Here is a 12,540-nt window from a genome sequence, read left to right on the forward strand (position 1 = left end):
CTGATCCCGCGCGCCGGGGCTTCGCCAACGGCCGCGCCGCCCGTCAGCTGCTGGAGGCCACGCTCACCCAGCAGTCGGCGCGGCTGGCCGGAATCCACAACGCCGACGCGGCGACCCTGAACGCGCTGACCGCCGCCGACCTGCCCGCCCCGGACGAAGCCGGTGTGGTGCAGGGAAGTGGCGGCCCTCGCAAGACGCTGCCCGAGTTGCTGTCCGAATTGGACACGATGCTCGGCCTGGCGCCGGTGAAGCAGCGGGTCCGCGCGATGGTCGCCGAGATGGACATCGACCGCAAGCGCCGCGCCGCCGGCATGAAAACCGCGGAACGCAGCCGGCATCTCGTCTTCACGGGAAATCCCGGCACGGCCAAGACCACCGTGGCGCGGCTGCTGGCCCAGATCTACCGCGAGCTCGGGGTGGTCAGTTCCGGCCACGTCGTCGAGGCGCAGCGGTCCGACCTCGTCGCCGAGTTCCTCGGCCAGACCGCGCCGAAGACCCGTGCCGTCTGCGAGAGCGCCATCGGCGGCATCCTGTTCATCGACGAGGCGTACACGCTGACGGAAGGCGACTACGCGGCCGAAGCCGTCGCGGAGCTCCTTACCCAGATGGAGAACCGCCGCGACGACCTGGTGGTGATCGTCGCCGGCTATCCCAAGGAGATGGACGAGTTCATGGAGGCCAACCCCGGCCTCCGGTCCCGCTTCGCCAACCGTGTCGAGTTCCCCGACTACAGCAACGAGGAACTGGCCGGCATCTTCCGGATCATGGCTCGCGGGCAAGGGTACGAGCTGGCCGAGGACCTGGAAACCGCGCTGCCGCAACGGATCACGCGCATCCCGCGCGGCCGGGGCTTCGCCAACGGGCGGTCGGCCCGGCAGCTGCTGGAGGCCACGATCACCCGGCAGTCCGGCCGGTTGGCCACGATGGGTGACATCGCGCCGGAAGCGCTGAATCTGTTGGTGGCCAACGACCTGCCGGCCCCGGAGGACAGCGGCGTGCAGCAGGGCGACGGCGGCGCCCGGCGCAGCCTGGCCGAGCTGATGGCGGAGCTCGACGGCATGATCGGCCTGGCCCCGGTCAAGGACCAGGTCCGAACGCTCGTGGCCGAGACGAGGGTCGACGCCCGCCGCCGGTCCGCCGGCCTGAAGGTCGCGGCCCGCAGCCGGCACCTCGTCTTCACCGGAAACCCCGGCACGGCCAAGACAACCGTGGCCCGCCTGATCGCCCAGCTGTTCCGGGAACTGGGCGTGCTGTCGTCCGGGCATCTCGTGGAGACCAGCCGCCCCGACCTGATCGGCGAGTACATCGGCACCACCGCCCCGAAGACCCGGGCCGTGATCGAGAAGGCCATCGGCGGCGTGTTGTTCATCGACGAGGCGTACACCCTCGTCGGCGACAGCCCGTCCGACTACGGGCCGGAGGCCGTCGCGGAACTCCTGGTGCAGATGGAGAACCGCCGCGACGACCTGCTCGTGATCGCCGCCGGCTACCCGGCCGACATGGACCGCTTCCTCGACGCCAACTCCGGCCTGCGCTCCCGCTTCGGCGCGACGGTCACCTTCCCCGACTACAGCGACGAGGAACTGGCCGGCATCTTCGAGATCATGGCCCGCAGCCAGAACTACCTGCTCTCCCACGACCTGCGCCAGGCCCTGCCCGCGGCCATCGCCGGCATCGATCGCACGGTCGGCTTCGCCAACGGCCGCTCCGCCCGTCAGCTGCTGGAACGCACCATCGCCCGGCAGGCCGTGCGGCTGGCCGCGCCGGATGTCGACCTCGACGCGCTGCCCGACGAGGAGTTGCAGACCCTGCACGTCGGCGACCTCCCCGTGGCCTGAAAAACGGCGATGTTGCGACGAACGCAGGCGTACCAAGGGGCAGCGGGCGCACCATTCGGCCGAACAGTTCACGACGATCGGCGGAAGATGCTCTTTATGTCCGATTGAGATCGTCTTGTGTGAAAGGTGTGCTTCGGTGGCGTTGTCCCCCAGGAAGGGATTTCCCCCGTGACAGCCCATCTCAGACGCCGGGCCGGTGCGATCGCGCTGGCCGGCGTGCTCGGCGTGAGCTCCTTGGCGTTGGCCACCCCTGCTGCCAGCGCCCAGGACACGCCCCCGAGCTCCGCCAAGCAGCTCGACAAGCAGGACCGCGAGCTGGTCGCCGAGGCCGAGCGGGCCGGCAAACCGACCGTGACGCTGGTCGTCGCGGCCGAGCGAGGCCGCACCGACCAGGCCGTGCAGGAGCTGCAGAGCCTCGGCGGCAAGGTCGAGACCGCGGCCAAGGACGTCGACTACATCAAGGTCGAGGTGCCGCGCGACAAGGCCGAGAAGGCCGCGAAGCTGGGCGCCGTCCGGTCCGTCGACGTCGACGGCCTGATCAAGCGGGACGAGCCGAAGCCCGAGGGCAGCAGCCCGGCGCTGCCGCAGAAGCCGCCGGGCAAGGACACGCCGCGGGTCAACCCGTACATGCCGACCGGCGACACCGGGGCCGCGCAGTTCGCACAGCAGGTGCCGCAGTGGGACGGCCGCGGCACCACCGTCGCCATCCTCGACTCCGGCATCGACCTGGACACGGCGGCGCTGGCCAAGACCTCCACCGGCGAGCGCAAGATCGTCGACTGGTACGACGCGAACGACCCGGTCGAGTCGGGCGACGGCACCTGGGTCGCGATGTCCAAGACCCGCTACACCGGCAGGTTCACCGCCGGCGGCCGCACCTGGACCGCGCCGGCCACCGGCGGCCCGTACACGATCGCCACGCTGGCCGAGACGGCCGGCGACCTGCGCGGCGGCGAGCTGGCCGGCGACCTCGACCGTGACGGCGACAAGACCGACTCCTTCGGCATCCTCCAGGACGTCACCACCAAGGAGGTCCGGGTCGACGTCGACGGGGACGGGGACTTCACCAACAACACCCGGATGATCGACTACCGGTTCAAGCAGGACGTCGGCCACTTCGGCACGGTCCCGTTCGTGGTGCAGACCGACAAGTCGAACTACTCCGGCGGGGCGACCGCGTACGTCAACATCGGCATCGCCGGCGCCGCCCACGGCACGCACGTCTCCGGCATCGTGGCCGGCAACTCCTTGTTCGGCGGCAAGATGGCCGGCGCGGCCCCGGGCGCGAAGCTGATGGCGGTCAAGGTCTGCCTGACCTCCTCCTCGTGCACCAACAGCGGCCTGATCGACGGCCTGCTCTACGCCGCGCGCAACGGCGCCGACGCGATCAACATCTCGATCGGCGGCCTGCCCGCCCTCAACGACGGCAACAACGCGCGGGCCGACCTCTACAACCGGACCATCGCCGAGTTCAACGTGCAGCTGTTCATCTCCGCCGGCAACAGCGGCGCGGGCATGAACACCGTCGGCGACCCGTCCGTGGCCACCGACGCGATCATTAAGCCTACAGACCCCTGAAAAGACAACATTAGGGAAGCATCGTCGATCTCTTCATTACTAACGCTGTTACTTTTCCACCATTTCTCAAACCGCTGACCTACTCGGATTCCACTCCGAGGCTCACCAACTTGTACGGGCGTCTAAAGAGTACCTTAACAGTGAACGATTTTGAGCACGTCCACATCACCCCGAGACGAAAGAAACGATCTTAATACAGTGATGGTTCGCTTGGCTCCAAAGTTGTCGCGTTCTGCAGCGGACGCAGAAGAATTGACGGCATCTGTTCTACATATATATTGAGGGTCTCGAAACTAATAGAAAGAGAACGATGGAGCTGACGATAAACGTCCTCGACCTCACGTCCTACTTCCCCACCACGGCCAGCGGCCGTCGGTGGCGGCGCTGCGTGAGGCGATCAAGTCCACCGCCAAGTTCGTGCCGGGCGTCGGCGCGTACGAGCAGGGCGCCGGTCTGTTCGACGTCCAGGCGGCGTTCCATCGCTTGCAGGACAACGTCTCCCCGGTCTCGGTGACCGCCAGCGTGCCGGTGAACACCGTGCTCGGCGGGCAGCTGAAGCCCACGGCCAACGTCGGCGTCGGCATCTACGACCACGAGGGCGTCACCCCCGGCAAGGCGTACACCCGCACGTACACGCTGACCCGGACCAGCGGCCCCAACCGCAACACCCGCTACGACGTGCAGTGGACCGGCAACGACGGCACCTTCAGGTCGGCCGGCTCCGTGGTGCTGCCGCTGAACAAGCCGGTGTCGTTCGAGGTCAAGGTCAACCCGCGCAGCGCCGGCATCCACTCGGCGGTGCTCAAGGTGGCCGGCACCAGCCTGCTCACCATGAACACCGTGGTCGCGGTGACGGACTTCGCCCAGGCCAACGCGTACACGTTGTCCAACAATGCAAGCGTGGGCCGCAACGAGAGCACGAGCGTGTTCGTGCGGGTGCCGGCCGGCGCTTCCGCGCTCAAGGTCGACATGGCCGCGAGCACCGGGCAGATCCGGTTCCTGCGCAACGACCCGAGCGGCGTTCCGTTGGACTCCAACACGTCCACCAACTGCTATTCGCCCGACGCGGGCGCGGGCTGTGCCGGCGGCTCGCCGATCAGCCGCACGGTGGTCAACCCGATGCCGGGCGTGTGGGAGATCGCCGTCGAGTCGCGGCGCACCTCCGACGCGCTGCACACGCCGTTCACCATCACGTCCTCGCTGATCGGCACCAAGATCAGCCCGGACCCGGACACCATCGCCTCGGCCACCCTCGGCGTGCCGGTCGCCCGTGAGTACAGCGTGGCCAACCAGCTGGCCGCGTTCACCGGCAAGCTGGTCGGCGGCACCCTGGGCAGCCGGGCCACGTCCCGGCCGACCATCGCCACCGGCGACGTCCAGAAGATCGACGTGACCGTGCCGGCCGGCATGTCCAGCTTCAGCGCCAAGATCGGCAACCCGGCCGACCGCGGCGCCGACCTGGACATGATCGTCTACGACTGCACGAGCGGTGCCTGCGTGCAGGCCGGCACCAGCGGCGGGTCCACCGCCGAGGAGCAGGTCACCATCGCCAACCCGGCTGCCGGCCACTGGCAGGTCGAGATCGACGGCTTCGACGTGCCCGCCGGCACGACCGCCTACGACTACAGCGACATCTACGTCTCGCCGTCGCTGGGCAGCGTGGCCGTGAACGACAGCAACGCCGGCCGGGCCTCCGGCAGCACCTGGGTCGTCCCCGGCACGGTCACCGCGCTGGCCGCCCCCGGCGCCGGCCGGGTGCTCGTCGGCGAGCTCCACCTCGTCGCCGAGGACGGCTCCGTCGTCGGCCGCTCGTCGGTGGTGGTGCAGTCCGTCAGCTGAGGCTCATGCTGACTCGGTGAGCAGCGGAGGCGGGTCCCGGTCGGGGCCCGCCTCCGTGCCGATAAGTCGACAAATCAGCCGAGGATGCATGCCATGATCGCCGACCGCGTCCGCGCCGCCCTGTCCGCCGCCGACCCCGCCGAGCTCGCCGCCCTCCTGCACCCCGACGCCCGCTGGGGCGAGAGCTGCCGCAACCGTGACGAGGTCCTCGCCTGGTACCGGGGCCTGCTCGACCAGGGCGTCCGCTTCACCGTCCGGGACGTCCGGGCCGACGGCGACGTCCTGCGCCTCACCCTCGAGGTCGCCGGCCCCGACGGCTCCTGGACCGCCCACCCGGTGGTTCGGCTGGACGGCGACCTGGTGATCGACATCCGGCCCGAGGAGCCCTGAGGCCCTCCTGTGTTGAGCTTCGGGTCGATTCGCGCGGTTTTCTCGCACAGATCGGCTCGAAGCTCACGAATCTGGGGTGTCAGGAGTGCTACGGAGCTTTCGGGTGGCCAACCACCGGTCGATCCGGGACGAGCAGGAGTTCCTACTGCTGCCCGTCTACGGCGACGGCTGGGCCGTCCCCGTCACGGCGGTCTACGGCGCGAACGCGGCCGGCAAGTCCAACCTGTTCGACGCCATGGACTTCATGGCCTCGGCCGTGCGCGACTCGTTCGGCCGCTGGACGCCGGACGGCGGCGTGCCGCGGCGGCCGTTCGAGCTCGATCCGGAGGCGGCCGCGAAGCCGTCGGGGTTCGTCGCCGAATTCGTCGCCGAGGACGTGCGCTACACGTACGGATTCGTCGTGGCCAGCCGGATCGTGCGCGAAGAATGGCTGTACAGCTACCCGGAGAAGCGCAAGCGGGTCATCTTCGAACGCGAGGACGGCGCCATCAAGGTCGGCAGCACGGTCGGCGACCTGCGCGGAAAGATGGACGTGCTCAAGGCGCTGGTCCGGCCGAACGCGCTTTTCCTGAGCGTCGCCGCGCAGTCCAATGTGGGGCCGGTCGCGCCGGCCCACCGGTTCCTGGTGGAGAACCTGGCCTTCCGGGCCCGCAGCTCGCGGCAGCAGGATCTCGACCGGGTGACCCGGGTGCTCGGCGATCCGGCCGCGCGGGACCGCTTGGTGAGCCTCGTCCGGTGCGCGGACATGGGCATCGTCGGCATCGAGGTCTCGCCCCGGTCCCGGGCCGAGGTGATGCTGCGCGACCTGCTCGTGCGCGAAGGCGGACCGGCCCTGCCCGTCAGCGAGGAGATCCGGTTCGCCCACGCGGGAGGCGCCCGGACGCTCTCCTTCGACAACCAGTCGGCCGGCACGCAGTCCTGGGTCCGGCTCCTGCCCGCGGTGCTCGACGCGCTCGACGAGGGGCGCACCCTGCTGGTCGACGAGCTCGACACCAGCCTGCATCCGCTGCTGACGGCCCAGCTGATCCGGCTGTTCCAGAAGCCGGAGACGAACCCGCGGCACGCGCAGTTGGTGTTCACCACACACGAGGCCTCGCTGCTGCGAAGCGCGCAGGACGACGAGGTGCTCCGGCGCGACCAGGTGTGGTTCGTGGAGAAGGGGTCCGACGGCGCGAGCAGGCTTTCCTCGTTGGCGGAGTTCCGTCCACGCAAGGGGGAGAGCGCGGAACGGCGTTACCTGAGCGGCAGCTACGACGGCGTGCCGATGCTGTTCGAGCGCGAGTTCGAGGACTCACTGCTCAGCCGCTATGCGTCGTGACAACACCGGGCAAGGGGAGCGCGCCCGATCACCTCGTCCGACACGCGAAACGCGTCCCCCGCCGAGTTCGACATCGCCAAGGCCGCGCGCCTGGTGGACGAGCTGGGCGTGCGGCTCGTCGTCTCCAAGTTGATCAGACAAGTGCCCGGTTACGACAAGTCACGGGTCGACTTCGGCCGGTATGACGGGGGCGTCGAGGACGCGGTCGGGCGGGCCGAAGGGCTCGATCCGAGTGGGCGGGACCATGGGCGGAATCCGTCCACAGGGGTGTGGAAAGTAGTTCGACAGGTCCTCCCGGGCTGAAGCACGCCCGCGGGCGGATACCCTTGGGCACGTGTCTTCCCCCTCCACGTCCCGTCGTGTCGCCCTGCTCACCCTCGGTTGCGCCCGTAATGAGGTCGACTCCGAGGAGATGGCCGGCCGGCTGACGGCCGACGGCTGGCAGCTGGTCGACCCCGACGAGGGCGGCGCGGACGTCGTGCTGGTGAACACGTGCGGCTTCGTGGAGTCGGCGAAGAAGGACTCGGTGGACACGCTGCTGGCGGCGTCGGACTCGGGCGCGAAGGTGGTGGCGGTGGGCTGCCTGGCCGAGCGCTACGGCGCGGAGCTGGCCGAGAGCCTGCCGGAGGCCGACGCGGTGCTGGGCTTCGACCACTACCCGCAGCTGGGCGAGCGGCTGGACGAGATCCTCAGGGCCGCAAGGTGGAGGGCACAAGCCGGTCGACCGCCGCACGCTGCTGCCGATCAGCCCGGTGCAGCGGCCGCAGAAGGCGCCGGAGGTGGCGCTTGCCGGGCCATGGCACGGCCTGGGGCCCGCAGGTGCTCCGCACCCGCCTGGACGACGCGCCGGTGGCGCCGCTGAAGATCGCCTCGGGCTGCGACCGGCGGTGCTCGTTCTGCGCGATCCCGAGCTTCCGCGGGGCCTTCGTGTCCCGCAGCGCGGAGGACATCCTGGGCGAGGCGGCGTGGCTGGCCGAGCACGGGGTCCGCGAGCTGTTCCTGGTCAGCGAGAACTCCACCTCCTACGGCAAGGACCTGGGCGACGTCCGGGCACTGGAGACGCTGATCCCGCAGCTGGCGCAGGTGCCGGGCATCGACCGGGTCCGCGTCTCCTACCTCCAGCCGGCCGAGACGCGTCCGGGCCTGGTCAAGGTCATCGCGACGACGCCGGGTGTGGCCGACTACTTCGACCTGTCCTTCCAGCACTCCAGCGAGGCGGTGCTGCGCCGGATGCGCCGGTTCGGGTCGACGGACTCGTTCCTGGCGCTGATCAAGCAGATCCGGGAGCTGAGCCCGGAGGCCGGCATCCGCACCAACGTGATCGTGGGCTTCCCCGGCGAGACCGAGGACGACCTCAAGGAGCTGGAGCGCTTCCTGACCGAGGGCCGCCTCGACGCCGTGGGCGTGTTCGGCTACTCGGACGAGGACGGCACCGAGGCGCTGACCCTGGACGGCAAGCTGGACGCCGACACGGTGGCGGAGCGGGTGGCCCGCTTCTCGGCGCTGGTCGAGGAGCTCACCAACCAGCGCGCCGAGGACCGGATCGGCCAGCAGGTGGTGGTCCTCGTCGAGCACGAGGAGGATGACGACAGCGACTGCGTCGGCCGGGCCGCCCACCAGGCGCCCGAGGTCGACGGGGAGTGCGTGCTGGTCGAGGCCGACGGGCTCAAGGTCGGCGACCTGGTCCGCGCCGAGGTCGTCGACAGCGAGGGGGTGGACCTCATCGTTCGCCCGATCGAAGTGCTGCCGCGATGAGCGAGGGGGACGAGCCCGCGGCCCCGGTGCCGCTGCTCAACATCGCCAACGTGTTGACGGTGTCGCGGCTGGTCATGGTGCCGTTCTTCCTGCTCGCCCTGTTCACCGGCGGCGGCCAGGACCTGCTGTGGCGGCTGGTGGCGTTCGGCCTGTTCGTGATCGCCTCGATCACCGACCGCATCGACGGCGACCTGGCCCGCAAGCGCGGCCTGGTCACCGACTTCGGCAAGATCGCCGACCCGATCGCCGACAAGGCGCTGACCGGCTCGGCGCTGGTCGGCCTCTCGGTGCTGGGCGACCTGCCGTGGTGGGTGACGATCGTGATCGCGGCCCGCGAGATCGGCGTGACCGTGCTCCGGTTCTGGGTGATCCGCCACGGCGTCATCCCGGCCAGCCGCGGCGGCAAGGCCAAGACCCTGATGCAGATCATCGCGATCGGCTTCTACCTGCTGCCGCTGCCGCCGTTCCTGATCTTCGTGCGCTGGGTGACGATGGGCGTGGCGCTGCTGCTCACCGTCGTGACCGGCGCGGACTACGTGGTCCGGGCGTTCCGGCTGCGCGCGGTCGCAGAGACACCGTGACGCCGGAGCAAGGGACCGCTGACCTGGTCGCTCAGCTGCGGGAGCTGGGGCAGACGGTCGCGACGGCGGAGTCGCTGACGGCGGGCATGGTGGCGGCCGAGCTGACCTCGGTCGCCGGTTCGAGCGCGGTGCTGCGCGGCGGCCTGATCGTGTATGCGACGGACCTGAAAGCCCAGCTCGCGGGGGTCGACCGGGAACTGCTGGCCCAGCACGGCGCGGTGCATCACGACGTCGCCGCACAGCTGGCCCAGGGCGCCCGTGAGCGCTGCGGGGCGACCTGGGGCCTCGGCCTGACGGGCGTCGCCGGCCCGGATCCGCAGGACGGCATCGCCCCCGGCACCGTGTACGTCGCGGTGGCCGGCCCGCCCGGCGTGGAGGTGCGCCGACTGGGCCTTTCGGGTGGACGGCAGGAGGTCCGCACGGGCAGTGTCGTCGCCGTGCTTGACCTGCTGCGGGATTGCCTGAGGTGAACCGCGGGTAGCCGAACTTGCCCGAATCCCCCGTGCGCAAGTGTGGCGAGCCGCTCGATCGTGTGGTGAACCATCTCCGCCCGCGACGCGTTGGCAAGATCGGGTGAGGATCACTCTGGAGCCGCTCTGGCCCAGGTCAAGGCCGTGCCGCGGATCTTGCCTGGTCACCGCGGCCCGGGGAACATCCAGGTTGATTCACTCGTTCGCCTTGGGCGTACGTGGTGAGAAGTCGGTGCCAGCGGGGGTGCCGTCTGGGTAACGTGGTCGGTACGGGCCCGGCTGGAAGGAGGCGCGCGATGACAGTGCTGCTTCGCGAGGCGATCGGTGATCGGCTTCGCCACACTCGCACCACCCAACACCGCACGCTGCGTGAGGTGTCCCGGTCCGCACGGGTCAGCCTCGGTTACCTGTCGGAGGTGGAGCGCGGCCGCAAGGAGGCGTCCAGCGAGCTGCTGGCCGCCATCTGTGACGCGCTGGACCTGCCGATGGCCGATCTGCTGCACACCGTCGCCTCCGACATGAGCGCGCTGGCCGCCGTGGCCAACGCGCCGACCGCGGGCGAGGCCGCCAAGCCGCGTGAGCACGCGGAGGCCAAGTACGAGGGCGGCCGGCTGCTGCCCGATTCCGTCGGGGACAGCCTCAGCGACATCCGGCTCCAGCCGGTGCTCACGCACCGTCTGCCCACCCTCACCCCGCCGCGGGGAGAGGTCGTGGTCGCCGCGTAAGGACGGACAGGAGGCGCTCCACCCTGGACGAGTTCGAGCTGGTGGCGCTGCTGGTGGCCCTGGTGCTGCTGGCCGTCGCCGCCGGATCGCTGTTGGTGCTCACCCGGCGCAGGCCCGTCGCCCGGGCGGGTTCACCGGCACGTGATCGGTCGAACGATCTCCGCTGGGTGGAGCGAGCCGAATTGGCGGCCGGACAGCTTCACCCGTACGACGACGCCGCCGGCGTGCTCGCCGAGCTGCGGGCGGCCGAGGCCGACGTCGATGCCATCAATCGCGCCCTGGCGGCGCTGCGCGCCTCCCAGCTGCGCCGGACCCGTGACCGTCTGGCGGCCCGCCTCGCCCCGGACGGCGCCGGCGCCCCCGAGCTGACCTCGGCCTTCCGCGCGGTGAGTGATCGTCTGGCTACCGCCGAGCGGCTCCGCGCGGCCAGGGACGCCCTGACGACACGCATGCACGCGTGCGTCACCGGGTTGGAACGTGTTCGTGATTCCGGCCACTCCGTGGGAACCGAGCGGGCCGTTGAGCTGGTCGAACTCCGGGTGAACCTGGCCGAGGTCCGGGTGCTGGCCAGGGGGTTGCCCGAGGTTCCGGCTCGGGGGCGACCCTGATATTCGGCGGGGTCGGTGGTAGCGGTCCGGCTCACCTGACACGATGGAACCTGCACCGCCACCGGCTCGTTGGCCTGGTCGCGGCGTTCTCGTACATCCAGGAGTAGGCAGAAGGCAGGCGGAGGAGATGGCCAACCCTTTCGTGAAGGCTTGGAAGTACCTGATGGCGGCGTTCTCCGCCAAGATTGACGAGAACGCCGATCCCAAGGTGCAGATCCAACAGGCCATCGAAGAGGCCCAGAAGCAGCACCAGGCGCTGTCCCAGCAGGCCGCGGCCGTGATCGGCAACCAGCGGCAGTTGGAGATGAAGCTCAACCGGCAGCTCGGCGAGGTGGAGAAGCTGCAGGCCTCGGCCCGGCAGTCGCTCGTCCTGGCCGACGAGTCCCGTGGCAAGGGGGACGAGGCCAAGGCCCAGCAGTTCGAGCAGGCGGCACAGTCCTTCGCCACCCAGCTGGTCACGGCCGAGCAGAACATCGAGGACCTCAAGACCCTGCACGACCAGGCCCTCCAGGCCGCCGGTCAGGCCAAGGGGGCCGTCGAGCGCAACGCCATGATGCTCCAGCAGAAGCTGGCCGAGCGCACCAAGCTGCTCAGCCAGCTGGAGCAGGCCAAGATGCAGGAGCAGGTGGCGAAGTCGCTCAACCAGATGAGCGAGCTGGCCGCGCCCGGCAACGTGCCGTCGCTGGAGGAGGTCCGCGACAAGATCGAGAAGCGGTACTCGACCGCGCTGGGTTCCGCGGAGCTGGCCAGCAACTCGGTGCAGGGCCGCATGCTTGAGGTGCAGGCCTCCACCACCGAGATGGCCGGCAACGCCCGGCTGGAGCAGATCCGCGCCTCGCTGGGCGGCGGCTCGGTGGCCGGACAGGTCACCAGCGGGTCGGCCCCGGCCAGCCCGGGCGCGAACATCCAGGCGGAGATCGCGCAGCGGGTCGCGCAGGAGAAGCAGGCCTGACCGGGTAGACGCGGGGGAGTGGGACGATGGCGGCCGGACCGCGCAAGCGTGACCTGGGCGAACTGATCAAGATCGGTCAGTCGGTCAGCGAGCAGCTGCGTGGCCCGGTCGCCGACACCGTCCGCACCAAGGTGCACGGCTGGCGTGATCCCCGCGCCAAGATGCTGCGCCGCCGTCGCCGGGCCAAGCGCGCCACGGTCGGCTGGTCCGGCGCCACTGTGCTCGGCGGCGTCTGGATCGGCGTCGAGCACGCCGCGCTGCTGAGCTTCGCCGGGGTCACGGCGATGATCGTGACCGCCCTGTTCCTCTACTGCCTCATCGGTTCCGCGCGCAAGACGATCGCGCTGCACCGCCAGGCGCTGCCCGCCGCCACGCCGCCGCCCGTGCGGCTGCCGCCCGGCGGCTCGATCGCCCGCGAGCCGATGCGTCGGTTGGCCGAGGCCGAGGCCGGCCTGGCCGAACTGCTCGTCCAACTCGGCACGCCCC

At 70.2% G+C, this 12,540-nt stretch carries 10 protein-coding genes and 2 pseudogenes; all 12 read left to right on the top strand.

The window, feature by feature from the left end; all coding sequences use genetic code 11:
- The coding region (locus KUTG_RS35185) for an AAA family ATPase (RefSeq protein ID WP_198047407.1) at window positions 1-1,838 on the top strand (1,838 nt) is incomplete at its 5' end.
- 168 nt (window positions 1,839-2,006) lie between these two features.
- Window positions 2,007-3,416 (top strand): S8 family serine peptidase, encoded by a 1,410-nt coding sequence (locus tag KUTG_RS55520; protein ID WP_157494967.1) that lies wholly within the window; start codon window positions 2,007-2,009, stop codon window positions 3,414-3,416.
- A 375-nt stretch (window positions 3,417-3,791) separates the two neighbouring features.
- Window positions 3,792-5,255 carry a hypothetical protein gene (locus KUTG_RS55525; protein ID WP_063753603.1) on the top strand — a complete coding sequence of 488 codons (1,464 nt, stop codon included), beginning with the start codon at window positions 3,792-3,794 and terminating at the stop codon, window positions 5,253-5,255.
- A gap of 93 nt (window positions 5,256-5,348) precedes the next feature.
- Window positions 5,349-5,645 carry a nuclear transport factor 2 family protein gene (locus KUTG_RS35195; RefSeq protein WP_043723024.1) on the top strand — a complete coding sequence of 99 codons (297 nt, stop codon included), beginning with the start codon at window positions 5,349-5,351 and terminating at the stop codon, window positions 5,643-5,645.
- A 103-nt stretch (window positions 5,646-5,748) separates the two neighbouring features.
- Window positions 5,749-6,963 (top strand): AAA family ATPase, encoded by a 1,215-nt coding sequence (locus KUTG_RS35200; RefSeq protein WP_198047408.1) that lies wholly within the window; start codon window positions 5,749-5,751, stop codon window positions 6,961-6,963.
- Window positions 6,964-7,297: 334 nt separating this feature from the next.
- Window positions 7,298-8,718, top strand: a pseudogene (gene rimO / locus KUTG_RS35205) (30S ribosomal protein S12 methylthiotransferase RimO).
- A complete protein-coding gene (gene pgsA / locus KUTG_RS35210; protein WP_043723027.1) occupies window positions 8,715-9,299 on the top strand; it encodes a CDP-diacylglycerol--glycerol-3-phosphate 3-phosphatidyltransferase in 585 nt (194 codons plus the stop codon). The pseudogene rimO and the gene pgsA overlap by 4 nt, the downstream one beginning before the upstream one ends.
- On the top strand, window positions 9,296-9,769 hold the full coding sequence (locus KUTG_RS35215; protein WP_043723028.1) for a CinA family protein: 474 nt from the start codon (window positions 9,296-9,298) through the stop codon (window positions 9,767-9,769). The genes pgsA and KUTG_RS35215 overlap by 4 nt, the downstream gene beginning before the upstream one ends.
- Window positions 9,770-10,065: 296 nt before the next feature.
- Window positions 10,066-10,494, top strand: a complete 429-nt coding sequence (locus KUTG_RS35220; RefSeq protein WP_043723030.1) for a helix-turn-helix domain-containing protein — start codon at window positions 10,066-10,068, stop codon at window positions 10,492-10,494.
- 41 nt (window positions 10,495-10,535) lie between these two features.
- On the top strand, window positions 10,536-11,102 hold the full coding sequence (locus KUTG_RS35225) for a hypothetical protein (RefSeq protein ID WP_043723031.1): 567 nt from the start codon (window positions 10,536-10,538) through the stop codon (window positions 11,100-11,102).
- A gap of 127 nt (window positions 11,103-11,229) precedes the next feature.
- Window positions 11,230-12,054, top strand: a complete 825-nt coding sequence (locus KUTG_RS35230) for a PspA/IM30 family protein (protein ID WP_043723033.1) — start codon at window positions 11,230-11,232, stop codon at window positions 12,052-12,054.
- A gap of 26 nt (window positions 12,055-12,080) precedes the next feature.
- A pseudogene (locus KUTG_RS61995) lies at window positions 12,081-12,540 on the top strand (hypothetical protein); the annotation flags it as partial.

The organism is Kutzneria sp. 744 (genome assembly GCF_000568255.1).
Taxonomy (GTDB): Bacteria; Actinomycetota; Actinomycetes; order Mycobacteriales; family Pseudonocardiaceae; genus Kutzneria.